The organism is Congregibacter litoralis KT71 (genome assembly GCF_000153125.2).
GTDB lineage: Bacteria > Pseudomonadota > Gammaproteobacteria > Pseudomonadales > Halieaceae > Congregibacter > Congregibacter litoralis.
The window spans coordinates 3,165,404-3,188,954 of record NZ_CM002299.1; the positions used below are offsets into that span (position 1 = coordinate 3,165,404).

Annotated in this window: 26 protein-coding genes; 13 read left to right on the forward strand and 13 right to left on the reverse strand. The window is 57.2% G+C overall.

Annotated features, from left to right (window positions below; genetic code table 11):
• Nucleotides 1–136: 136 nt before the first annotated feature.
• Complete coding sequence (locus KT71_RS14375; RefSeq protein WP_008294648.1) at nt 137–1,174, forward strand: LacI family DNA-binding transcriptional regulator; 1,038 nt, start codon at nt 137–139, stop codon at nt 1,172–1,174.
• Between the two features lie 181 nt (nt 1,175–1,355).
• Here KT71_RS14375 and KT71_RS14380 read toward each other — a convergent pair whose 3' ends face one another.
• Complete coding sequence (locus KT71_RS14380) at nt 1,356–1,664, reverse strand: 4a-hydroxytetrahydrobiopterin dehydratase (RefSeq protein WP_008294647.1); 309 nt, start codon at nt 1,662–1,664, stop codon at nt 1,356–1,358.
• Between the two features lie 231 nt (nt 1,665–1,895).
• On the opposite strand from KT71_RS14380, the gene KT71_RS14385 reads away from it, so the two are divergent.
• The 3 genes from KT71_RS14385 to KT71_RS14395 all read left to right on the forward strand — a co-directional run bounded on the left by KT71_RS14385 (nt 1,896) and on the right by KT71_RS14395 (nt 3,860).
• Nucleotides 1,896–2,609 carry a YebC/PmpR family DNA-binding transcriptional regulator gene (locus KT71_RS14385; RefSeq protein WP_008294646.1) on the forward strand — a complete coding sequence of 238 codons (714 nt, stop codon included), beginning with the start codon at nt 1,896–1,898 and terminating at the stop codon, nt 2,607–2,609.
• A gap of 56 nt (nt 2,610–2,665) precedes the next feature.
• Nucleotides 2,666–3,325 carry an alpha/beta hydrolase gene (locus KT71_RS14390; protein ID WP_008294645.1) on the forward strand — a complete coding sequence of 220 codons (660 nt, stop codon included), beginning with the start codon at nt 2,666–2,668 and terminating at the stop codon, nt 3,323–3,325.
• Nucleotides 3,326–3,482: 157 nt separating this feature from the next.
• Nucleotides 3,483–3,860, forward strand: coding sequence for an MAPEG family protein (locus KT71_RS14395; RefSeq protein ID WP_008294644.1), 378 nt, complete (start codon nt 3,483–3,485; stop codon nt 3,858–3,860).
• A 21-nt stretch (nt 3,861–3,881) separates the two neighbouring features.
• Here the strand turns inward: KT71_RS14395 and KT71_RS14400 are convergent, their stop codons facing one another.
• The 7 genes from KT71_RS14400 to KT71_RS14430 form a co-directional block, all read right to left on the reverse strand.
• On the reverse strand, nt 3,882–4,139 hold the full coding sequence (locus tag KT71_RS14400; protein ID WP_008294643.1) for a hypothetical protein: 258 nt from the start codon (nt 4,137–4,139) through the stop codon (nt 3,882–3,884).
• A gap of 22 nt (nt 4,140–4,161) precedes the next feature.
• Entirely contained in the window at nt 4,162–4,728 is a 567-nt protein-coding gene (locus KT71_RS14405; RefSeq protein WP_238549427.1) for an alkyl sulfatase dimerization domain-containing protein, read from the reverse strand.
• Nucleotides 4,652–5,446, reverse strand: coding sequence for a D-hexose-6-phosphate mutarotase (locus KT71_RS21100; protein ID WP_008294641.1), 795 nt, complete (start codon nt 5,444–5,446; stop codon nt 4,652–4,654). The genes KT71_RS14405 and KT71_RS21100 overlap by 77 nt, the downstream gene beginning before the upstream one ends.
• A gap of 95 nt (nt 5,447–5,541) precedes the next feature.
• Nucleotides 5,542–5,979 carry a nuclear transport factor 2 family protein gene (locus KT71_RS14415; RefSeq protein ID WP_023660118.1) on the reverse strand — a complete coding sequence of 146 codons (438 nt, stop codon included), beginning with the start codon at nt 5,977–5,979 and terminating at the stop codon, nt 5,542–5,544.
• Nucleotides 5,980–6,057: 78 nt separating this feature from the next.
• Nucleotides 6,058–7,389 carry a DEAD/DEAH box helicase gene (locus KT71_RS14420; RefSeq protein ID WP_008294639.1) on the reverse strand — a complete coding sequence of 444 codons (1,332 nt, stop codon included), beginning with the start codon at nt 7,387–7,389 and terminating at the stop codon, nt 6,058–6,060.
• A 227-nt stretch (nt 7,390–7,616) separates the two neighbouring features.
• Nucleotides 7,617–8,453 (reverse strand): CvfB family protein, encoded by an 837-nt coding sequence (locus KT71_RS14425; RefSeq protein ID WP_008294638.1) that lies wholly within the window; start codon nt 8,451–8,453, stop codon nt 7,617–7,619.
• 98 nt (nt 8,454–8,551) lie between these two features.
• Complete coding sequence (locus KT71_RS14430) at nt 8,552–8,965, reverse strand: CBS domain-containing protein (RefSeq protein WP_023660119.1); 414 nt, start codon at nt 8,963–8,965, stop codon at nt 8,552–8,554.
• Nucleotides 8,966–9,492: 527 nt separating this feature from the next.
• Between KT71_RS14430 and KT71_RS14435 the strand changes: the two genes are divergently transcribed.
• Entirely contained in the window at nt 9,493–11,106 is a 1,614-nt protein-coding gene (locus KT71_RS14435; RefSeq protein ID WP_008294635.1) for an ABC-F family ATPase, read from the forward strand.
• 12 nt (nt 11,107–11,118) lie between these two features.
• On the opposite strand, the gene KT71_RS14440 is transcribed toward KT71_RS14435, so the two are convergent.
• Complete coding sequence (locus tag KT71_RS14440) at nt 11,119–11,925, reverse strand: thioredoxin family protein (RefSeq protein ID WP_023660120.1); 807 nt, start codon at nt 11,923–11,925, stop codon at nt 11,119–11,121.
• Between the two features lie 9 nt (nt 11,926–11,934).
• Nucleotides 11,935–12,405 (reverse strand): styrene oxide isomerase, encoded by a 471-nt coding sequence (locus KT71_RS14445; RefSeq protein ID WP_008294633.1) that lies wholly within the window; start codon nt 12,403–12,405, stop codon nt 11,935–11,937.
• A 247-nt stretch (nt 12,406–12,652) separates the two neighbouring features.
• On the opposite strand from KT71_RS14445, the gene KT71_RS14450 reads away from it, so the two are divergent.
• Nucleotides 12,653–14,020, forward strand: a complete 1,368-nt coding sequence (locus KT71_RS14450) for a hypothetical protein (RefSeq protein WP_008294632.1) — start codon at nt 12,653–12,655, stop codon at nt 14,018–14,020.
• A gap of 24 nt (nt 14,021–14,044) precedes the next feature.
• Here the strand turns inward: KT71_RS14450 and KT71_RS14455 are convergent, their stop codons facing one another.
• Both KT71_RS14455 and KT71_RS14460 read right to left on the reverse strand, forming a co-directional pair.
• A complete protein-coding gene (locus KT71_RS14455) occupies nt 14,045–14,881 on the reverse strand; it encodes a putative RNA methyltransferase (RefSeq protein WP_008294631.1) in 837 nt (278 codons plus the stop codon).
• Nucleotides 14,882–14,942: 61 nt separating this feature from the next.
• Complete coding sequence (locus KT71_RS14460; protein WP_008294630.1) at nt 14,943–16,019, reverse strand: NADH:flavin oxidoreductase; 1,077 nt, start codon at nt 16,017–16,019, stop codon at nt 14,943–14,945.
• 171 nt (nt 16,020–16,190) lie between these two features.
• Between KT71_RS14460 and KT71_RS14465 the strand changes: the two genes are divergently transcribed.
• From KT71_RS14465 to recQ, 3 genes are all read left to right on the forward strand, one after another.
• A complete protein-coding gene (locus KT71_RS14465) occupies nt 16,191–17,198 on the forward strand; it encodes a phospholipase A (protein WP_008294629.1) in 1,008 nt (335 codons plus the stop codon).
• Nucleotides 17,199–17,313: 115 nt separating this feature from the next.
• Nucleotides 17,314–17,511 carry a PFL_1563 family small protein gene (locus tag KT71_RS14470; RefSeq protein ID WP_008294628.1) on the forward strand — a complete coding sequence of 66 codons (198 nt, stop codon included), beginning with the start codon at nt 17,314–17,316 and terminating at the stop codon, nt 17,509–17,511.
• 81 nt (nt 17,512–17,592) lie between these two features.
• The gene (recQ, locus tag KT71_RS14475; protein WP_152025252.1) at nt 17,593–19,410 is read left to right on the forward strand and encodes a DNA helicase RecQ; all 1,818 of its coding nucleotides are present in this window, start codon (nt 17,593–17,595) and stop codon (nt 19,408–19,410) included.
• Between the two features lie 15 nt (nt 19,411–19,425).
• Here the strand turns inward: recQ and ltaE are convergent, their stop codons facing one another.
• On the reverse strand, nt 19,426–20,415 hold the full coding sequence (ltaE, locus tag KT71_RS14480; RefSeq protein ID WP_008294625.1) for a low-specificity L-threonine aldolase: 990 nt from the start codon (nt 20,413–20,415) through the stop codon (nt 19,426–19,428).
• 148 nt (nt 20,416–20,563) lie between these two features.
• Here ltaE and KT71_RS14485 point away from each other — a divergent pair, with 148 nt between their 5' ends.
• The 4 genes from KT71_RS14485 (at nt 20,564) to KT71_RS14500 (ending at nt 23,544) form a co-directional block, all read left to right on the forward strand.
• Nucleotides 20,564–21,640 carry a dipeptidase gene (locus KT71_RS14485; RefSeq protein WP_008294623.1) on the forward strand — a complete coding sequence of 359 codons (1,077 nt, stop codon included), beginning with the start codon at nt 20,564–20,566 and terminating at the stop codon, nt 21,638–21,640.
• 31 nt (nt 21,641–21,671) lie between these two features.
• A complete protein-coding gene (locus tag KT71_RS14490; RefSeq protein WP_008294622.1) occupies nt 21,672–22,436 on the forward strand; it encodes an SDR family NAD(P)-dependent oxidoreductase in 765 nt (254 codons plus the stop codon).
• Nucleotides 22,437–22,455: 19 nt separating this feature from the next.
• The gene (locus KT71_RS14495; protein ID WP_008294621.1) at nt 22,456–22,815 is read left to right on the forward strand and encodes a GFA family protein; all 360 of its coding nucleotides are present in this window, start codon (nt 22,456–22,458) and stop codon (nt 22,813–22,815) included.
• Nucleotides 22,816–22,893: 78 nt separating this feature from the next.
• Nucleotides 22,894–23,544: a glutathione S-transferase gene (locus KT71_RS14500; RefSeq protein ID WP_023660121.1), complete on the forward strand. Its 651-nt coding sequence runs from the start codon at nt 22,894–22,896 to the stop codon at nt 23,542–23,544.
• Nucleotides 23,545–23,551: the final 7 nt, after the last annotated feature.

Consider the following 23,551-nt stretch of genomic DNA (forward strand, 5'->3'; position numbering starts at 1 on the left):
TTATGGACCGATCTAAAAAATGTAGAACAATGTGCAATCGATTGCAAGAAAAATATGCAATCGATTGTCATATTCGTAAGCGACTGTTATACAATGAATTTTTGTTGCCGCGAAAAAGCCTAAAAGGAAGCCTGTCTTGAATTCAGGGCGAAGAAAAAAAATTGCTAACCTGCAGGATCTTGCGGACCTGGCCCAGGTATCGCGGGCTACCGCGTCGCGAGCTCTGAACAACAATCCGAGAATTGCTCTGGAAACACGCCAGAGGCTGCAAGCCCTGGCACATGAACACGGTTACTCGATCAATCGGCGAGCACGGGACCTGCGCCTGCAGCGAAACAGCGTTGTCTCTGTGGTGTTCATGCTCGATATTCGCTCGCAACAGAATATGTCGGACCTTTTTTTTCTGGATATGCTCGGAGGCATCGCAGATGCCCTCGCTGCCAAGGACTATGACCTGCTCCTCGCCCATGCTCCCGTAATCGACGCCGCAAAGCTTGCCGATGGCCGCGCAATGACGCAGTCCGACGGCATCATTTTCATTGGACAGGAACGACAGCACGCGCAACTCAATGAACTGGCCGACAGCAATCGTCCCATGGTGGTTTGGGGGCATCCGGTGCCGGACAAGCGTTATGTGGTTGTGGGCAGTGACAACTACAACGGCGGCAATCAGGCGACCCGTCATTTGATTGATACCGGCAGAAAACGAATCGCGTTTTTTGGCAATACCGCCAACCCGGAGAATGCGGCCCGCTTTGAAGGTTATCGCTCCGCGCTGTGCGATAGAGGCATAGCTTTCGATCCGTCTCTCCACTTTGACGTGCCCTTCACTATGGAGAGTGCTCGCGACACCATTACGCAACTGTTGAGCGAGCGAACCGATTTTGACGCAGTGGTATGTGTATCCGATGTCGTTGCCCTTGCCGCGATATCAGCGGTGCAGAGACAAGGCCTGAGTGTGCCAAATGATATTGCGGTAACGGGTTATGACGATATCGGTCTGGCTGCTTACAGCAGCCCTACACTCACTACGGTGCGACAGGACATTGGTCGGGCCGGTGAACTTCTTGTTGAAACACTGTTGCGCATGATCAATGGTGAGGCCTGTGGCGACACAGCGCTCACCACAGAATTAGTGGTTCGAGAGAGTACGGGACAGGCTCAATCATCCTAGGGTTCTTTGCGCTGGGTAAGATGCAGCAGCCAGACCGGGTTCTCCCACTTATACACCTATCAGCCTTTCATCAGCCTGCCTTCCGCCTGCCTTCCGCCTGCCTTCCGCCTTCCTTCCGCCCCCCTTCCGCCTCCCATCAGCCAGGCGCAAGGGGCTCAGCCTATTCATCTGCTTAGCCCTGTTAGGCGTTTGCGCAATTGTTCATAAACGTCGCAAGATCGATGTCTTTACGGGAAATACCGCCAACGTCGTGGCTTGTGAGTTCTACTCGGACGCGGTTGTAGACATTGAACCACTCCGGGTGATGATCGTTACGCTCTGCAAAGAGGGCCACGCGCGACATAAACGCCCATGCGGCGTTGAAGTCCTCAAACTTGAACTCTTTCTCGAGTTTCCCGTTATCGTTCATTTCCCACGCAGCAGTAAAGCCGGAATTCAAGGACTTCAGTTCCTGGTCCAGCTCAGCGTCGAGCAACAGTTGGTTTCCCATGCTTTCTTCCTTTTATCTGTCTGTATATGGCTACAGGTATCTACGTATCCCGTGCGCCTCAGTGCGAAACAAACAGCGACCGGAATAGAATCCTGCTCACGGACAAAATAAGTCCCAAACACTGTCCAAAACACTGCCCAAAATACTGTCGGTAAAACAAATGGACTCTGGATACACAGTGACTAAAGCTTTATCTTGCGCAGTCTGTTCCCGCAAAGATTGATTGACGTTATGGGTAGAGCTTACCAAAACCGCAAAGAGTCCATGGCCAAAACCTCGGACCAAAAAGCCCGGGTGTACAGCAAGTACGCTCGCGAAATCTACGTATCAGCAAAAGATGGCGGCATCGACCCGGCCGGCAACCTGTCCCTGCGCAGCATTATTGATCGAGCCAAAAAAGATCAGGTGCCCTCTCATGTCATCGAAAAGGCCATCGACAAGGCCAAGGGCACCGGTGGCGAGGATTTCACCCTGGCACGCTACGAGGGTTTTGGCCCCAACGGCTCCATGGTCATCGTCGACTGCCTGACCGACAACCCCAATCGTACCTTCGGCGATGTACGGCAGTGTTTTAACAAGGCCAAGTGCAAACTGGGCAATAGCGGTAGCGTCAGCCACCTTTTTGATCACAACGCCATTTTTGTCTTTTCTCATAGCGATGAGGAGGCGGTGCTTGAAGCGCTGATGATGGCTGACGTGGATGTCAGCGATATAGAAAGCGACGACGGAAAAGTTACCGTTTTCACCCCGCACACCGAGTACTTTAAAGCCAGGCAGGCCATCATCGATGAATTTGGCGAAACCGAGTTCGAGCTTGATGAGATACAGTTCATACCGCAACTCACCACGCCGCTTAACGAGGAGGATCAGGCCGTCCTGGACAATCTCATCGATATGCTGGACTACCTGGAGGATGTGCAGAAGATTTACCACAGCGCCACATAAGCCCACGACGAAACCAGGTACCCTCTCCTCATAACTCCCCCATTGAGACCCTCAGCATGGCGCTCCTACCCTGTATCGTTAAAGAACCCGAGCTTCCGGCGAACGCTTCGGTTATCTGGCTCCATGGCCTTGGCGCCGATGGCAATGACTTTGCCCCCATAGTCCCCGAGCTCAAGCTGCCACGGGAACTCGCCGTACGTTTTGTGTTCCCCCATGCACCGTCAATCCCCATCACGATTAACAACGGTTATGTGATGCCCGCCTGGTATGACATTACGGCCTTGGACATTGAACGAAAGGTGGATTCGGCCCAGCTCATTGATTCGGCGGAAAAAGTTCGCCTGTTAATCGACCGTGAAGTCGACGCCGGCATTCCCAGTGAGCGCATCGTGTTGGCCGGGTTCTCCCAGGGTGGCGCCGTGGCCTATCAAACCGCTTTGACCCATATGCTGCCTCTGGCGGGACTGCTCTGCCTGTCCACCTACTTTGCAACCAAGGACACGATCACGGCAAACAGCGCTAACAAGGCGATTCCCATTAAGATCTGTCACGGCACCCTGGATCCAATGGTCCCCGTGGCGCAGGGCAAGGTAGCGCAGCAGCGTTTGTCCGATATGGGGTACACCGTGGAGTACAGTGAATTCCCCATGGAGCATGCCGTCTGCCCCGAGGAGATTGCGGAGATATCGGCCTGGTTACAAAAGGTGTTGAGTTAATATCAGCGCCGGCGCCACGGGATCATAGGGTTGGTGGTTTCCAATCGCTTACCGTCGCTTGCTTTTGCTTCCTTTTACCTGCTAACCCATCATCCACTAACCCCAAGCATCACTGAATTCCATTAATTATTGCTCCCCGTGAGCATCAAGGAACCCTATGAACTTCGTACATATCGTGGCCGTGATCTCTGTTCTACAGTTTTTCTATTTCGGCATTATGGTGGGGCGCGCCCGGGGAAAGTATGGGGTCGCCGCGCCGGCAACCTCAGGCCATGAGATGTTTGATCGAGCGTTCCGAATTCAGATGAACACCCTTGAACAACTCGTCTGCTTCTTGCCGGCACTGTTTCTCTCGGCGGTTTATTGGCCCGATGCTATCATCGCGGCGATTGGCGCTGTCTACATCCTGGGGCGCTTTCTCTATGGAGCGGCCTACGCCAAAGACCCGAGCAAGCGTGGCCTGGGCTTTGTTTTGAGCATATTACCGACCTTCGGGCTTTTGGGTGCCGCGGGGGTTGGCGCGTTAATGGGATAGTGTGGCACCTTCGCGATTCCATCAATGGCGCGTTTCTTCCCGTAGCTCATCCACCTGAACTGACACGGCAAGTTCCTGCATCACCTCGAGGGTTTCATCGATGCTTGCATCGTAGATATCGGCAGCGGTAAACAGGGAACCTGCCAGCAGGTAATCCGCCGCGCGATCGAGTTCGATCCCATGGCGCTTTGCCAGACGCTTCGTCATCCGCCGGAGTTGCTGAAAGAAGTCCTGCCCGATGGCAGCGTCCTGTTCTTTTGTCTCTTTCTTCTCTTTCATAGCAGTGGCTTTAACGGTGGACCTACTCCGACTCCAGGCGAGCCTTGGACTCATTGGCTGCTGCCCCGTAAATTCCCTTGGCCATCAGCGAGGTCTCGCCGGCCCTCCGGCGTTGGTAAACCTCTGCCCGTATCGCATGAATAGCGCCGTTCTCCGGCTCCGCGAGACTGGCCATCTCTACCAGGTGGCAGGCGCTGCGGATATCCGAGTCGCTCAGCTCCAGGGCACGGCTTGCCAGCTTCTGCGCACCCCCGGCAAGAGCAGAAAGCTCCTGAGATAATCGACTGTCTGCGGCAGGTTTGAGATTCGCCGGATTGCCGTCATACCAGCCACCATACAATCGCCACAAGTTGCGGATCACGAACTCCGGCTCGTCATAGGTCGGCGCAAGCCAGGGCTTGTCCGTAAGGGAGGTCGGTATCTTAATGCCGTGAATAATATCGCTGAGTCTTGCGCCCTCATTCATCAGCGCAAGGGTCTCGCCTACGAGATACTCCAGGGCACTGGCAACATCATCCAGCACCGAGGCGATACGCTCTTTCCCGCAAATCGGCAGGCCGTGAGCGGGAAGAAACAGCTCGGCCTCCATCGTCGCCATCTCCCTCAGTGCCTGCGCCCACTCTCGGGGGTAGCGCTGCGCCTTCTGTGGGTTGCCCGCATTGGGAAAGGCCCAGATAAAAAAGTCCCCCGCGCACATCGCCTGCCTGCGTAAAGCGCCGCCAGTCTCGCAGAGCATCAATATACACCCTGCCCTCTAAACCCCGCACGGCTGTCTGCGCAATGTCACCGGTACTGAAGTAAGTGTGTAAGGCCATGGTCAGGTCCACGGTCTCGGCAGCTTTGTTTCTCATGGTAAGCGCAAGGGACAGACTACGACCTACCGAGACCTGTAGCTGCAGTTGAAAAGCATGGGGCCAGATCGCGCGACTTTGCGCATCATCTTCCAGGGACAAAGTCACTACCGTGCGGCCATCGTCCTGTTGCTCCACCGCGCATAGGGTCCAGAACCGATTACGCGCGAAACCGTGAGATGGCATGTCTTTCTTCGGATGCCTGCCGAACCAGGGCCAGCAGATGGGAATACCACCGCGCACCGATGTACCTTCCGCGAAAACCGCTGTTTTGCTGACCCAGAGCAGATCTTCTTCACCCTCGGGCTGGAAGCTCAATACCTGGGCGCCGTGCACCGCAATGCGCGCCGTCGCATGGGGGTTACGGATGTCTAGCACCGGGTAATCGGGGGCGATATCCTGAATACTGACATGATCAGGAATCGCGAAGCGCTCACGCAGTAAAGCCGAGTTCATCCAGGCAGCGTCCTGTCTTTAGCACAAAGCCCCGGATTCCCGCACCTGTGCGCTCCCGGGGGCAGCATTGCGCTTTGGGAATACTGAGCCGGGCTCTACTCGGGAACCCGGGTAGCCTGCCAGGTACTGGCGCGCCACTGGCCTGCCTTTTGTTCAAACACGCCGGTATTCAGAAAATAGTCGACGGTACCGTCGGGAGATTCCGCCACCAGGCGAAAAGTCACCACCGCGATATCGGAATCAAGCAGATTGATGTTCACTTTATCAGCGGTGTAGACCGGCGTTTCAGCATTGGGCGCCGGAGGCTCTCCCATACCCTCGATGATGCTGGCTTTTCCGTAGCGCGCGCCGCTGGAACTGGTGTAGATGAGGTCCTCTGCCCAAAGACGCTGATGCACGGCCACATCATTCACCGAAGCGCCGGCCAGAAACTCATCAAGAAGGGCCGCCAGCTCCCCACGGTCGTCAGAGAACGCTGACGCGCTGGCCAGCAAAAGCATCGCTACCAGGCTTACCCACACTCGTCGGAACATTGGCCTATCCTCGCCGACCCGCGGCTGTTTTTGTCAGGAACGGGGATACTGCGATAGAAGCACTCACACCGCAACTGCTCAGGCAGTGCGCCGATTGCCGCTGTTGCTGCTGCGGCCGCGAGCGCCACCACCGCTGCCACGCCGGGCGTTCTGCCCTCCCGCGCCGGGGCGACCGCCACCCTGGGAACGGCCACGACCGGCCCCGTTACCACGACCACCACCGCTGTTCTGGCGCCCGCCACGGCCATTCTGTATAGGCTCAGCCTTGATGCTGGGATCGATCTCAAAGCCGGGAAGATAAACTTTCTCAATAGCTGAGCCCAGGAGCTTCTCGATATCGCGGAGAAGCTTCAACTCATCAACGCACACCAGGGATATGGCGTGACCCTCCTGACCGGCCCGAGCGGTGCGCCCGATACGGTGGATGTAGTCCTCCGCCACATTGGGCAGCTCGTAATTCACGACATGGGGCAGCTTGTCGATATCAATGCCCCGCGCGGCAATGTCCGTGGCAACCAGGGCTCTTATAGCTCCGGATTTAAATTCGGCCAGGGCCCGCGTACGCGCTCCCTGGGACTTGTTGCCATGAATGGCTGCGGAGCTTATGCCATCTTTACTCAGCTGCTCCGCAAGGCGATTGGCTCCGTGCTTCGTTCGGGTAAAAATAAGGACCTGCTGCCAGTTGCCTTCACCGATCTGCTGAGACAACAACTCACGCTTTCGTCCCTTATCGACGGGGTACACCCGCTGGCTCACGAGCTTCGTCGCGGTGTTCTGCGGGGTGACCTGGATCTGTTGGGGGTTCTCCAGAAACTCTGACGCGAGCTTTTTGATTTCATTGGAAAATGTCGCAGAGAAAAGAAGGGTTTGTCGTTGCTTTGGAATGACTTTCATCACCCGTCGGATATCGTGAATGAAGCCCATATCCAACATACGGTCCGCCTCGTCGAGGACGAGAATCTCGATTTTCGACAGGTCAATGCTCCGCTGCTGCACATGGTCCAGGAGACGACCGGGGGTCGCTACCACGACATCGACACCCTTGATGAGCTTCTGCTTCTGGGGATTGATGCTGACACCCCCAAAGATGACCGCTGATTTGAACGGCAGATAGGCACCGTAATCCCGAACGCTCTCATGGACCTGCGCTGCCAGTTCCCGCGTGGGAGTCAACACCAAAGCCTTGGGATAACTTTTCGCCGTACCCGGATACTTGTTCTGCAAGCGCTGCAGCATGGGCAGGGTAAAACCCGCCGTTTTACCCGTGCCGGTCTGGGCGCCGGCAAGAAGGTCGCTGCCTTCGAGTACCAGGGGAATCGCTTTTTGTTGAATGGGGGTGGCTTTGTCGTAACCTTGCTTTTCTACTGCGCGCAGCAATTCAGCCGAAAGGCTGAGATCTTTAAATAACACGTAATGTATTCCTGATTTTGTCTTGCAAATCGTCTGACTGACCTGCGCAGCGGCCCTGAAACAAGGTGCACCGTTTAGGCAGAGCTTCGGTCCAGACTGGGATTGCTATAGATGCTAGCGCCAGCAGAATGCGTGGGCTTAGCTGTGGCGCAGACCGAAGTACGCCTCGAAGGTGCGCACACTAACAGAGTTGGGAATAAATAAAAGCAAAGAATTCCGCCCCTGGCTCAGAGAAAACGAATACCGTCCGTCTCCAGCGTGATGATGCGTTGCTTATAGAGAGCGCCGATCGCCTGCTTGAACACCTTTTTACTCACGCCAAACACGGCGTAAATCTCCCGGGGCGGGCTTTTATCCGTCAGCGACAGGAAGCCGTCGTTTTCTTCCATGCGTGCGAGGATTTTGGCCGAGACTTCATCCATTTTGGTTCTACTGAAGCCGGGCTGGTTAAGGGAGAGATCAATACGACCATCATTGCGGATACGCTGCACAAAACCCGTCAGCACCTGCCCTTTGCGAACGCGCTGATAAAGCTCATTGCTGTAAAGCAGTCCCCAGCACTGATGATTGATAATGGCCTTGTAGCCCAGCTCCGTTCGCTCGGCGATCATTAAACTGACCTTTTGCCCCTGTTGCAGGGCGCTTGAGCTGTCGTCGATCCAGTGATCCACCCGCGTGGACCCTGCCAGTCGGCCCTGATTGTCGAGATACACCCTCACGAGAGTGTGGCTGCCTTTCTTGAGGGCATGCTGCTGCTCTGCAAAGGGGACAAAGAGATCCCGCGGCAAACCCCAGTCCACAAAAGCGCCGAGATCATTGACTTCGACGACCTCAACCCAGGCGACCTCTCCCAGCTGCGCAGCGGGTTTTTCCGTGGTCACCGCGGGCTGGCCGCTGGCATCAAGATAGACAAAAACCTCGAGACCATCGCCGGGCTCTGCCGTGTCGGGGCAGAGGCGGAGATCCATAGATAAACGTCCCCAATCCCCGCCGTCGAGAATGGCGCTGTGCCTGCCTATCTCAAGGATTTCCATCGTATGAAATCGACCGATTTCGCGACCCATGGTGCTACCCGTGCTTTCTGTTCAGGGCGCTATCCTAACCTATCGGCGGTTCCGGGTCGCCCGGAACCGGGCTTTACACCGACCCTGAAACGCTATTGTCAGGATTTACCCGCCCCCTGAAACTCCTGCACCGCCTTGAGCAGGTTTCGGATGGTGATCTGTCCGATGAGACGTCCATCCTCTACCACCGGACGCCGGCGCTTGTTCTGTCGCAGCATATCCTGAGCAACATCGACAACGTCTTCTCCCGGATGGGCCACGATAAGATTCTCTGCGGTCATGTAATCACGAACGGGACCGAAGCCACCCTTGTTGTAGACCGCGCTGAGTACAGCGCGCAGGCAATCCATCTCCGAAAGGACGCCCACCAGCTGATGATCATCCTCAACAACACACAATCCTGAAATTTTGTTGTCGCTGATGATGGTCATCGCCTCAAAAATACTCATATCCGGTTTAACCGTCACCGGGTGCATTACCATATAATCTCGCAAACTCACTGACTTCAGCATTTTTTTCCTCCCAACGCCCCTCGCGTCAACCTTACTAACATACGCCTCGAATCTGATCCATCAATAGCTGCGGCAAGATACCCAGCAGCAAGATCACCAGGATCAGGAACAGCGCGACGATACTCCTGGATAAATCCGCAGCTATAGCGTTCCTGCTTTCCCCAGGCTTCTGACTCATCTGAAAAATGACCGGAGGTAGCAGTAAATACCGATGGCACTTTCCAGAACCAGCGCGGCCAGAACAAGTCCCTCAGATCACTCTCATCAGCCTTATCTGCACCGTCGCTTCCAGGATTCAGGAGAGCAAGCAAAGCCTCTTGAAAAAAAAGATGCCAGGGACAAGCCTCAGCAAGGCTTTATCTCGACACGCTCATTGCCAAAACGAATCACCACTGTGACGCGCATTATTCCCATGGACTTTTCTCGACCCGTGCCCCGTACTCAATTAAGGTGGTGACTTCCCCATACCGCCTTACTACCGCCGGGCCAGCCTTCGGCGCGTCAGCTCTAATTTCAGGATTCCACCATTGATTTCCACCGCTAACATCACCATGCAGTTCGCTGCAAAGCCTCTCTTTGAGGACATTTCCGTAAAATTTGGCGACGGCAACCGCTACGGCCTCATAGGCGCCAACGGCTGCGGCAAGTCAACGCTCATGAAAATCCTCGACGGGAGTCTGACACCCACCTCGGGCAACGTATCGATATCGCCGAACGAGCGCCTGGGTAAACTGAACCAGAACCAGTTCGCTTACGAAGAATTCACGGTGGTCGATACGGTAATGATGGGTCATGAGGAACTCTGGGCCATCAAGGAGGAGCGGGATCGGATCTACTCGAACCCCGACATGTCCGAAGAGGACGGCATGCGCGTGGCGGACCTGGAGGTCCAGTTCGCCGAATTAGACGGCTACTCTGCCGAAAGCCGCGCGGAGGAAATCCTCACTGGTGCCGGTATCGCAAAGGAGCTGCACCACGGCCCCATGAGCGAGGTGGCACCGGGCTGGAAGCTTCGCGTGCTGCTGGCCCAGGCATTGTTTTCGGATCCTGACATTCTGCTTCTGGACGAGCCGACCAACAACCTGGACATCGATACCATCCGCTGGCTGGAAAGCGTGCTTAACCAGAGCAAGTCCACCATGATCATCGTGTCCCACGACCGGCACTTTCTCAACGCCGTGTGCACACACATGGCTGATATCGATTACGGTGAGCTGCGCGTGTATCCGGGGAACTACGACGATTTTATGACGGCTTCCACAGCCGCACGGGAACGCCTGCAATCACAGAACGCCAAGAAGAGCGCCGAGATCGCCGATCTCAAGCAATTTGTATCGCGCTTCTCGGCAAATGCCTCAAAGGCAAAGCAGGCAACATCCCGCGCCAAGCGTATTGAGAAGATCAAGCTCGACGACATTAAGCCCTCGAGTCGCGTCAGCCCCTACATCCGCTTCAAGCAGGAGAAAAAGCTTCACCGTCAGGCGGTGGTGATAGAGGACCTCGGCCATGGTTTTGACGAGGGGCCGCTGTTTGAAAACGGAAGTCTCATTCTGGAGGCCGGCGCCCGCCTCGCAGTCATTGGTGAGAATGGCGCGGGAAAGACCACGCTCCTCCGCTGCCTGATGGGGCAATTAGAACCCATGGCCGGTCGCATCAAATGGGCCGAGAGTGCGACCCTGGGCTACTGCCCCCAGAATACTAACGACGAATTCGACACGGACCTGAACCTCTTTGACTGGATGAGTCAGTGGCGCAAGCCCAGTCACGATGACCAGATCGTGCGGGCGACCCTGGGACGCCTGCTGTTTTCTTCGGACGACTTTCTGAAAAAGGCAAAGGTGTGTTCCGGCGGCGAAAAAAATCGACTGCTCTTCGGAAAGCTCATGATGATGGATAGCAACGTGCTTCTTCTGGATGAGCCCACCAATCACCTGGATATGGAATCCATCGAAGCCCTTAACCTCGCCCTCGAGCACTACGACGGCACCCTGATTTTTGTCAGCCATGACCGGGAGTTTGTCTCGTCTCTCGCGACGCGTATCGTCGATATCCGCGATGGCGAACTAGTGGATTTTCAAGGTAGCTACGACGAATATCTTGCCCATCAGGAAGCCCTGAGCACTACCGCCCTCGCTTCCTGAGGCAGCTTCAAATCAGGAATCGGGCTGAGCGGAACCCGAAGCTTCCCAGCTGAAGGGCGCGTATTCTGGTAAGCGCTGTTCGCTTTCGGGCGTCTTTTGCGCTTCCTGTCGCAGGGTAACGATATCCCTCTGCAGGCTGCTGCGGTAGCGCCAGACTTCGCGCCACTGCGCCAAAAACGCATCGCTTGCCCTCCCCGTCTCGTCCTCCCTGCGCATGGCAGGCACCAGGTGCTCGTAGGCACTTTGGAGGCGTCGCGCATTCCGCTCTTCGAAGGCAGCCACAACAGACGCCTGCGCAGGGGGCAGGGGCACAAAGGCTGGTGAGGGATTGGCCGCATAGGCCGCGAAATACTCTGCGTATTTCTCCAGGGGTACCGAATCGGCAGAGCCCCAGATATGCATATCCTCGCGATTGATCAGGCGCTCGCTTTGCGCATTGACGATCATCACCGTGGGCGTGGCGAAGTAATGCGCCTGATCAAAACGCCGCGTCACTTCGCGGAGGTCTTTAAAATAGCCCACGTCGATAAAAACCGTTTCATAATGAGCGTCTAAAACAGCGGCAACGGCAGGATCAGTGAATTTCTCGGCCAGCCCCCGACTGTCGTGACACCACTGGGCACCCAGCACCAGAAGCAGCAGCTTGTCGGTCTGTTTTGCCTTTTCCAAAGCACGCTGCACATCGGCCATGGGATCCTCCGAATCCACATAAACAGACCCTTGCGTGTCCGAGGATGCCTCTCCAAAAACAGAGGCCGGCATCATCGACATAAGGGCGCAGGAGAAGATCAGAAACAAAGTAGCAGTCAGTCGTTGCATTATTTTTCCTCAGGCACTACGAAAGGTGCTGATGGCGGCGACAAGGAGCAGGTAAACGATGAGCAGCGCCCCGGCAAACGCCAGACCGAAACCCAGAACACCAAAAAGGTTGCTTGCGCCGAGGGGATTGTCACCGAAGCTCAGGGCGCGACTACCGGCGGCATTGCCCGCCCAGTAAAAGACCGTATTTGCCCAGGCGATATAAATAAAACCCCAGGCGGTGATGTTGCGCATGCGATTGCTCAGGGGGATCTTGGGGAGGGCCCAGGCCACCGCCAGGACCAACAGCCCATTGCTCAAGCCACCGGAATGGGCACGGGCCCAACCCTCCGCCGTACCGTAGTAAGGCATGGCTACGATCTTGCCCGGATAAAGCTCCAGACCGCCGATGAGTCCGAAGCCCAGCATAAAGCCTGCAAACATGCTCATCACGATCACGAGAAAGGCGTTGCCAATCATCAGTTTCTGGAGTCGTTCCATTGTTTTTATCCCCCTGCTCCCCAACACTTACGAGGCAGTTGTTTGTGAACTCAATATCCGCTGCCAATAATGACACAGACTGGCGGTTCACAGAGGGACGAAGGTGTTGCGACAAATCCTGCTGTGTCAGCCTCTATCGCGCGCCCTGTCGCTCTTTCCGAAGAGACCGTGGCGAAGAGACCATGGTGAAGAGGCCGCGGTGAAGAGATCCCGATAAGACAATCAAAAGAATAATGGAGAGTCGGCAATGAGAACACAGAACACGGATTATCTGATTGTGGGCGCCGGTGCCATGGGCATGGCCTTCGCCGACGTGCTCATGCATGAGTCCGAGGCCACGATCACGATGGTCGACCGCTACCATCAACCCGGGGGTCACTGGAACCTGGCCTACTCCTATGTGCGCCTCCACCAACCCTCCAGTTTTTACGGCGTCAACTCCCGCCCCCTGGGTAAAGATCGCATTGACACCCGGGGCAACAACAAGGGCCTTTATGAGCTGGCGAGCAAGGCTGAGATCTGTGCTTATTACGACGAGCTTATGCGTGAGTTCCTTGGCACCGGCAGATTGCAATATTTCCCCATGAGTGAATACCGTGGAGACGGCAACATTCAGTCCCTCACCTCACCGGAGATACACCGCATTCAGGCCGGCACCGTGGTCGATGCCACATTTATGAACGTGCAGGTACCTGCGATGGCCGCCCCTGCCTACGCTGTTGCCGATGGCGTGCATTGCGTTGCGCCCAACGCTCTCACGACTTTGCGAGGCGAGTACGCGAACTACACGGTCATCGGCGCGGGCAAGACAAGCTTCGATGCCTGCCTGTTTTTACTGGATAGCGGCGTTTCCCCTGACGCCATCTCCTGGATAAAACCCCGAGAAGCCTGGCTGTGGGATCGTGCCTATGCCCAGGCGGGAGAGCTCTTTGAGGAGTCCATTCAGACGCTCTCCCAGATGCAGGTCAGGGTGGTGGCGGAATCCGAGTCCGTCGATGATTTCTTCGCACGGGCCGAGGCCGCGGGACTCGTCCTGCGCATCGACGAATCCGAGGCTCCCACGATGTTTCGCTGCGCTACAGTCACAAAAACTGAAATCGAGAAACTCCGCAGCATCAAGAATGTCCTGCGCCTGGGCCGGGTAGAACGTATTGAGCGGGAACGTATCGTGCTGGAGCAGGGTACGCATAACTATGGTGCACAAACCCTGTTTGTGGACTGCACGGCGGACGGTCTCGCCCGCCGTCCTCCGGAGCCTGTGTTTAGGGATGGCCGAATCACTCTCCAGTCTGTGCGGACCTGCCAGCAGGTGTTCAGCGCGGCGTTCATTGCCCATATCGAATTGTCGGAGAAGGATCAGGCTGAGAAAAATCGTTTTTGCACGCCCGTCCCCCACCCAGACTGTGATACCGATTATCTTCGCAATATGCTCGCCGATCTCGTTAACGGACTGGCCTGGCAAGAGGATCCAGCGCTGATGGCATGGATGAAAGCAGCGCGCCTGGATGGCTTCAGCTCCCCGAAAACCAGCGCGGAGGCAGACGCCGCGTTTATACAGGGCTTGCAGGAGCAGGGAATGATTGCTGCCGAGAAACTCATGGGTTACCTGAGCTGAGCCGGCAAACCGGGCTTTAAAAATTTAGTCCCGCTGTAACAGCGTCAGGGAGACATCTACGGTCACTGCCAGAGAGCTCACTGCCGCAACGCGAGCCCTACCCTCGGCAGACGCCCGAAAGAAATGCGGTGTCATCAAGAGAAGATCCGCGATGACCTCTTGATCAAGGTCTGCCGTTTTGAATGTGAGCGCCGCTCTCTCGCGCAGCGTAAAGCCTTTTGGTATATCGGAAGCAGGCCTTTGGGCCTTTAGCTGCGGATAGATCAGTTCCCGCAGTTCTCTGAGATGCTCGTGCCCCGTCTGGACCCGCAGGAGCAGACCGCTGCTCTTGAGTACGCGGGAAAAGGAAGGAAAATCCGGAAAGCCAAACATGTCCATAACAAGGTCAGCGGACGCATCCTCGAGGGGGATATTGCGATTACTGGCGACCAACCAGGTGCCGGGAAAACGCCGCGCGGCCACCTGCAAGGCCCATTTCGAAATATCGAACCCCAGGATCCCAGGCTCCGATAATCCCGCTGCCTGAACGCAATCACGAAGATGGTTCAGGTAATACCCCTCACCACAGCCCGCATCGACAACCAGACGGCTGGAATCAACATAGGGCAGTAGTAATTGGGCAATACCCTCTGCTACGGGGTAATAATGCCCCGCCTCCAGGAACCGATGACGGGCAGCAATCATGGGCTGACTGTCGCCGGGGTCTTTAGAGCGCTTGTCCTGCGCCGACAGCAGATTACAGTAACCTTGTCGTGCTCTATCGAAGCTGTGTTTGTTGGGACAGCGCAAGCTGTGGCTATCCCACTCCATGGGCAAACCATCCAGAGGGCAGCGCAGCGCCGGGTGATGTCTAAAGGGCATGACCGCTGCGTCCTCGCAAAGATCGCGGGAAAGGCCTCATAAAAAAGGCCGCCCCCCGCCATCAAGCCTCGACAAAGCCCTTCCAGGAGGCCATGTATTCAATGAAGGCCTCCCCGAGACCCTCCTTGCGCAGATACTCGGCGGTAACCGGATTCGAGACGGGTTGAAACGCCGGGTCAGACAAGACTCGTCGGGGAAAATCGTGATGCAAAATGGCTGAGCGGCCGACGACAGCAAAATCGGCACCCGCTTCAATGCAACGGCGGGCATCTTCGGCACTGCGGATTTTTCCCGCGGTTCCCAGAAGCACGTCCCCTCGATCCAGCTCCGTGAAGCACTCCAGTAAGGTCTTCCCCTCAAAGCCCTCTTCCTCGGGTTCCTTGAAGGAGTCCCACAGGGACATGTCCAGAAAATCGATGTTTCCCTCACGCATCAATTGCTGTGCCAGGTCCCGCATCTCGGCGAGGCGTATATCAAAACGCTCCGCCGACAGACGCACGCCCAGGAGGAAGTCAGCGCCGCATCGCTCTCGCACGCCATCGATAATTTCCAGGAGCAGTCGGCTGCGATTTTCCAGGGAGCCACCGTACTCATCATCGCGCAGATTGATAGTGGGACTCAGGAACTGAGCCAGTACATAGCCATGCGCGCCGTGGAGTTCCACGCCGGTGAAACCGGCTTTTTGAGCCCTCACCGCAGCGGCAATAAAATCGTCTCGCAAGCGCAACACCTCCTCGTGGGACAAACCCCGGGCACCGGTCTTTTCATTGTCGCTGGGGCAATGGGGCTGCTCACCGATAAGCGCCTCGGGCGACCGCATACCCGCATGATGAAGCTGCAGGACCGACACACTGCCCTCCGCGTTGATAGCGGCAGCAAGGCGACCCAAGCCTTCAAGATGCTCATCAGAGAAACAGCCCAGCTGGCCGGGAAACCCGCAGCCCACGGCCTGCACGTGGGAGGCGCAGGTCATGGTGAGACCAAAGCCGCCCTCAGCACGTTTGCTCAGCCAACGATACTCGTCATCACTGAGGGTGCCGTCGGAATGACTTTGGAGGTTGGTGAGAGGCGCCAGCATAAAGCGATTGGGCATGATGGCCCCGCTTTTAAACGTAAGGGCATCAGACAAAGAGGCCATAAAGCTATTCCAAGGAATGAGAGGGCGCGTATTTTGTCGGGAGAGACAAAGGCTGTACAGCCCCCGTAGGCGTCAATTTATGGCAGGCAGGGGGCCTCCGATCTGGTATCGTCGTTTTTTTAGCCTCCCCACCTCTGTTGCTGGCACGCCTCCGACCCCGAGTTTCTGTTTATGAAAATAACGCTGCGCCATACTACGAAAAACCTCTGTGGCATCGCCTCAGTCCTGGCGTTGCTCTATGGGTCCATGGCTTTTGGAAGCCCGGAAACCTGCGCTTATATCGCCGACGCCGATGCCCGACTGAACTGTTTTGACAGCTATTTCACACCCGAGGAGCTTCCCGAGGTCAACGCCGCCGGTGAGGTGGAACTCCTCAGTGAGGCGCTCCCGTCCCTGTCGCTCATCGAAGCCCGCATTGAGCAGGAAGACACCCTCACGGATCAGTGGTTCTCGATCACTCCTCACCATCCCAATTACATCCTGCCCATGACCTTCAGCAGCAACCCGGACTATTCTGATTTCGGCCCCCTGGAGGAGAGCTTCAGTGACTACGAGATCAAAATGCAGCTCAGCCTGAAAACACGTCTTGCCGAGGGCCTCTGGCGGGATTCGTCGGTGTGGGCGGCTTACACCCAGCAATCCTATTGGCAGCTTTATGCCGAGGATGATGCGTCGGCGCCCTTTCGGGAAACCAACCACCAGCCAGAGGTTTTCTGGCAGCTGCCCGTAGACTTCAAGGTGTTTGGCTGGAACGCCCGAACCACTACCCTGGCCATCAACCACCAGTCCAACGGCCGCTCGGAACCCCTGTCCAGGAGTTGGAACCGGGTTACCGCAGAACTCGCCCTCGATCGCGGCAACTGGGTGGTCTCTGCCAAGACCTGGGCACGCATCAGTGAACCGGCCGATGTGGATGACAATCCCAATATCGAGGATTACATGGGCAGGCTCCAACTGGGTTTGGTGCACAAACGCGAGCGCCATACCGTTGCCATAGGACTGAAAAACAATCTCAGTAGCCCCAATCGCAGCGGCCTGGAAGTGAATTACACCTTCCCCCTGTTCAAGCGACTCAAGGGATTTGTTCAACTCTACTCCGGATACGGGGAAAATCTTATCGACATGGAGAATTACAACAACCGGATCGGCATCGGCATCGCTTTGACGGACTGGTTGTGAGGGCGGTGAACGAGCCAGGGCACGCAGCAGCGCAATTTAGTGCGGGCTCTTGAGTCCATAATTTGCTATGCTGGCTGGCCGAAAATTGTGTCGAAAACATAGTGAATCCCTAGTCATGGCCAAGAAACCCCTTAGAACTGCCGGCAAAAAGAAACCCCCGGCGGCGGTAGAGACCTCCTCCTCCCTGGAAGATAAAGTGAAGGCTTTTCTGGAAGCCGGCGGAGAAATCGAGCAGATCAAGTCCGGCGTTAGCGGCCAGGCGAACATGGCAGCACCCAAGGCAAAATCAGCGGCGAGCAAAAGCGCCAGCTAACACTGCCCGGGGGCCATCGCTGTATAACGATGAGTACAGCGATGAGTCCAGAACGCAGCGCCAGGATTAACGAGGCGTCCACTGCAAGCAGAAGACAGGCATACCGATCACACCGCTGAGGCGCTGAACACGCTCCAGCACGTGTTCGGCTACCCGGCATTCAGGCCGCCCCAGCAGGAAATTATCACCACGCTTCTCCGCGGGGAGGACGCCCTGGTCATCATGCCCACGGGCGGCGGCAAGTCCCTCTGCTACCAGATACCGGGCCTCCTTCGCGAGGGTTGCGCCATCGTTGTCTCGCCCCTTATTGCGCTGATGCAGGATCAGGTAGAAGCGCTGCAGCAACTCGGCGTGCGCGCCGCCTACCTCAACTCCAGCCTTGCCCCCGAGGAGGCGCGGTCCATAGAGCAGGACTGGCTCGATGATCGTCTGGATTTGCTCTATGTCGCTCCAGAGCGCCTCCTGCAACCCAGGATGCTTGCCCTGCTGGATCAGATGACACCGGCCCTCTTTGCCATCGACGAAGCTCACTGCGTATCCCAGTGGGGCCACGATTTTCGCGAGGACTATCTGCAGCTCAGCGCACTTCACGAGCGCTATCCCCAGGTACCCCGCATCGCCCTTACGGCGACGGCAGACGCGCGAACGCGACAGGAGATTGCCGAGCGGCTGAATCTAACGACAGCGCGACACTTCCTCGTCAGCTTTGACCGCCCGAATATCTGCTACCGCATCGCCCTCAAGGACAATCCCCGGGGCCAGCTACTGCGCTTCTTGCAGAATGAGCACCGGCATGATGCGGGCATCGTTTACTGCCTCTCGCGTAAACGCGTCGACGAAACCGCGCGCTGGTTGGTGGATCAGGGCTTTAAAGCCCTTCCTTATCACGCGGGACTTCCCGCGGACACCCGCGCCGATCATCAACGGCGGTTTTTGCGGGAGGACGGCATCATCATCGTCGCCACCATTGCCTTTGGCATGGGCATTGATAAACCCGATGTACGCTTTGTGGCGCACCTCGACCTGCCAAAAACCGTTGAGGCTTATTATCAGGAAACGGGGCGCGCAGGTCGCGACGGCCTGCCGGCCAATGCCTGGCTGGTGTATGGGCTCCAGGACGTCATTACCCTTCGTCAGATGCTCGATCAGTCCCAGGGCAGCGAAATCTACAAGCGGGAAGAGCAACACCGCCTCAACGCCATGCTGGGTCTCTGCGAGGTCACCAGCTGTCGACGGCAGGCACTCCTGGCGTACTTTGATGAACCCCTGGAAAAACCCTGCGGGAACTGTGATAGCTGCCTGAACCCCGTAGCCACCTGGGATGGGACAGAGGCGGCCCAGATGGCCCTTTCAGCGGTTTACCGCACGGGCCAGCGCTTTGGCGTCAACCATCTCATCGATGTGTTACGGGGCTCTGAAAACGACAAGATCTTTCAAAACGATCATCATCAGCTACCTACCTTCGGCGTGGGCAAGGGCCTGGATACACGGCAGTGGAAATCGGTTTTTCGACAACTGGTTGCCCGGGGATTACTGAGCGTGGACATGACACGCTTCGGCGCCCTCTGCCTGCAGGAGCCCGCGCGTGCCGTACTGCGAGGCGAGGTTGAGGTGCTTCTGCGCCAGGACCCCAAGGGCAGCAGCGCTCGTCGCACCACAAAAAATGTACTGCCCGAGCACATCGATGTCGGTCTCTGGGAGGCCCTGCGGGAGTGTCGTCGACAGCTCGCGGAGGATCAGGGCATACCGCCCTACATCATTTTCCACGACCGCACCCTGCAACTCATCTGCGAGCAGCGCCCCGCCAGCGTCGCAGAATTTGCCGCCATCTCCGGCGTGGGTGACCGCAAGCGCGATAAATACGCTGCGGCATTCCTGGCGGTGGTTAAAGCGAACTGAGGGAACTCGTGATCCTCAACGGAAGCGTCGACAACTCTCAATAAGCCGATCGACGTCATCGTCGGAAACGTCCTGATGAAAGACCCAGCGTGTGCCCGCTGTGCGGATACCATCGCTTTCGAGATGCCTCGCCAGGGACTCCACATCCGTCGCGGCATCGAGCATCACCATATTGGTCTGGGGGGCCGCCTGGAGTGTGAAGGCGGGAAGGCTGGCCAGGGCATCCGCCACGCGCCGCGCCTTGTCGTGATCTTCCCGTAAACGCTGGACATTGTTTTCCAGCGCATAGAGCCCCGCCGCCGCAAGAATCCCTGCCTGGCGCATGCCTCCACCCAGCATCTTGCGCCAGCGCCTTGCGCTGCGGATTGCGTCCTCGTCACCGACGAGGAGAGAGCCCACGGGACAGGCAAGACCTTTGGACAGGCAGATAGATACCGTATCGAAGTACTGACAGATCTGAGCCACGGGTACGTCCAGGGCTACCGCCGCATTAAACAGCCGCGCGCCATCAAGATGCCGCTTGAGACCCCATTGCCGGGTCAGCTCGCTGTAACGCTGGAGATAATCAAGGGGCAATACCTTTCCGGCCTGGGTGTTTTCCAGGCACACGAGTCGGGTGATGGCAAAATGCGCATCATCGGGCTTGATGGCTTTTTCCACGGCATCCAGAGGCAAAGACCCGTCCGCGGCAAAGGGCAAGGGGCAGGGCTGTATACCCCCCAGTACCGCCGCGCCGCCGCCCTCATACATATAGGTGTGCGCCGTGTGCCCCACAATATACTCATGCCCTCGCCCGCAGTGACTGAGGAGCCCCAGGAGATTGGACTGGGTGCCCGTGGGCGCAAACACCGCAGCTTCCTTGCCCGTGAGTGCCGCAGCGAAGCGTTCCAGCGCATTAACCGTGGGGTCTTCGCCGTAAACATCGTCCCCGGTTTCCGCCTCCCCCATGACCTCAAGCATTGCCCGGGTGGGTTTGGTGACGGTGTCACTACGCAGATCAATCATGAAGGAAGAGGCTCGCTGTCAAAGAGGGGCAAAATAGTAAACGAAAAACTATCGACCGCGGGCACGGAACCGGTTTTACTCTGGGGGTAGACTGGCCACCGGGGCTCCGATCTTTTGCAACGCCCCCAACCACGGAGGTGAATAGCACATGAAATGGGACACAAATCGACGCACATTTATTCAGGGGGCCGCCGCCGTGTTGGCGAGTCAGGCCCTCCCCGGCGCTGCGGACAGCGGCCCGGATAAAAGCTATGAAGACATGCTGGTTATCGATGCCCTGTGCTTTGGCAAGGAATGGGGAGAGGAGGTTTTCGCGGCTCTTCGCGCGGCGAATTACTCGGGCATCATCGAGAGCCTGCCGCGCAAGAACCTGCAAACGGCGATTGATGCGCTCCTGGACTGGCGAAAGCGTATTGAAAATCACAGCGACCAACTGATGTTCGCTCTACAGGCAGAAGATTTTCGGCGCGCAAAGGACTCCAAGCGCACCGCCGTGATGATGAACTTTCAGAACTCGACCATGCTCAACGGTGACGTTGATAACATCGATGCGCTGTACGCCCTGGGCATGCGATCGTTTCAACTCACTTACAACTTCCGCAATCTCGTGGGTGATGGCTGTCTGGAACGAACCAATGCGGGGCTCTCGGACTTCGGCCTGGAAGTGGTGGAGCGCATGAATGACACCGGCGTGCTCATCGACCTCTCCCACTGCGGCGATCAGACCACCCTGGACGGCATCGCGTTTTCCCAGCGACCCGTAGGTATCACCCACACCATGTGCGATGCCCTGCGCAGTCATCCCCGGGCTAAAACCGATGAACAGATGCGAAACTGCGCGGAGAAAGGCGGGGTGATTGGCATGGTGGCCCTCGGCTACTTCGTCGGCCCCGATCCCGGCGGCGACACCACCATCGAGCACTATGCCGACCATATCGAGCATGCAGTAAATGTCGCAGGCATAGAACACATCGGCATCTCTACGGACTATCCGCCCCAGGGCATTTCCCCCTGGGCCACCTATGAGGAGTGGTTTGTTCCGCGTACGGGTTACTTCAAACCCAGCTACGAGCTCCGCTGGCCGCCCTGGATTCCCGCCCTCGACACCACCGACCGCTACCGCAACCTCATGGCGGTGCTGGAGGGCCGAGGCTGTGCCTCGAAAGACATTGAGCGCCTCCTGGGTCTCAACTGGCTGCGCCTCCTCGGTGATACCATCGGTTAAAACACACAAAAAAAATAACAGGAGAAAAACCATGCAAGGCGTAAAAGATAAGACCGTGATCCTCACCGGTGGCGCCGGCGACATCGCCAAAGTCGCGGCCCGGCGCTTCGTAGACGCGGGCGCCAAAGTCATGCTCGTCGATCTGGATGAGAGTAGTTTGCGGGACATCGCCTCCGAATGCCGTGAGGATGACCTTCGATACACCGTCGCCGATGTCACCTCAGAGACCGATACGGCGGCCTATGTCGCCGCCACGGTAGGGGCATTTGGCGGTGTGGACGTGCTCCTCGCCAACGCCGGTGTGGAGGGCCCATCCGCCCCCGTGAGCGAATTCGACCTGCAGAGCTTTCAGAAGGTGCTTGATGTCAACGTGATGGGGGTTTTCCTTGGCATCAAGCATGTCTTCCCCGTCATGGCTGCCGGTGGCGGTGGCAGCGTCGTGATCACCTCCTCTGTGGCAGGCGTCAGCGCCACGCCGGGTATCTGTGCCTACGGCACCAGTAAACACGCCGTTATCGGACTCATGCGAGCCTGCGCCAAAGAGGGCGGCCCTCAGAACATCCGGGTAAACACCATAAACCCGTCTCCCGTGGAGGGACGCATGATGCGTTCCCTGGAATCGGGTCTGATGCCCGAAGATCCCACGGCACAGTACGAAGCGATCAAGTCCGCGATCCCCATGGAGCGCTACGCGGATCCCGAAGACGTCGCAAACCTGATGCTGTTTTTAGCCAGCGAGGAGAGCCGCTTTCTCAACGGCGCCACCTATATGGTCGATGGCGGTATGACCGCCTAGATTTGTAAAGGACACCATCATGCCCGAAGCCAGCTGCCACTGCGGTGCGATTACCATCGCGATTACTGACCTACCGGACACGGTCACGGCCTGCACCTGTTCCATATGTAGACGCTATGGCGCGCTTTGGGCCTATCTTGATGATCAGAGCGCATCGGTCACTGCGACTCCCGGCAAGCTGGTGTCCTACGTCTGGGGCGACAAAGGCATCGCCTTTCAGCACTGCGCCCATTGTGGCTGCATGACCCACTATGAATCCCTTATCGATGAAGCACCCCGGCGCGTGGCAGTTAATGCCCGTATGCTGTCTCCGGACGTCACGGCACAGCTGACCCTGCGCACCTTCGATGGCGCAGAAACCTGGCAGTACATCGACTAAGCCCACAGATAGCAGACCCACCGTCGCCACTATGCACTGTCAAAGCACAGAGACACGCCTCCTGCGAACGCAACGGCCATGACCGGGCATCCTGTTCTATACAGCTTCCGACGCTGCCCCTATGCCATACGCGCGCGTATGACGCTGGCCTATGCGGACGTCCCTGTGGAGCTTCGCGAGGTGCTTCTCAAGGACAAGCCCCCGGCGATGCTCGCGCTTTCGCAAAAAGGCACGGTGCCCGTTCTGGCTCTCCCAGACGGCAGGGTGATTGATGAGAGCATCGATGTTATGCGCTGGACTCTTGGTCATAGGGACCCGAACGCCTGGCTGACTCAAGGGGACTACGGGGATCGCGACCCACTGATAACAGAGAATGACGGTCGCTTTAAAACCTGTCTCGACAAGTACAAGTACGCCGACCGCCACCCGGAACACCCGCCTCACAAGTATCGCGAGGAGGCCTGCAGCTTTTTGCGAGAACTTGAATGGCGGCTGTCGGAGGCTCCCTGGCTCGGGGGACAACAGGAAGGCTTTGCGGACATTGCGATCTTTCCCTTCATCCGCCAGTTTGCCGGCGTCGACAGGGCCTGGTTCGACGAATCACCCTACCCGCATCTTCGTCGCTGGCTGGACAGCCTTCTGGATCACCCGCTGTTCAAGGCGGTGATGGCCAAGCATCCCCCGTGGACGCCGGGGCAAACCCCTGTGATTTTTCCTGAAGATACTTAAGTAGTCG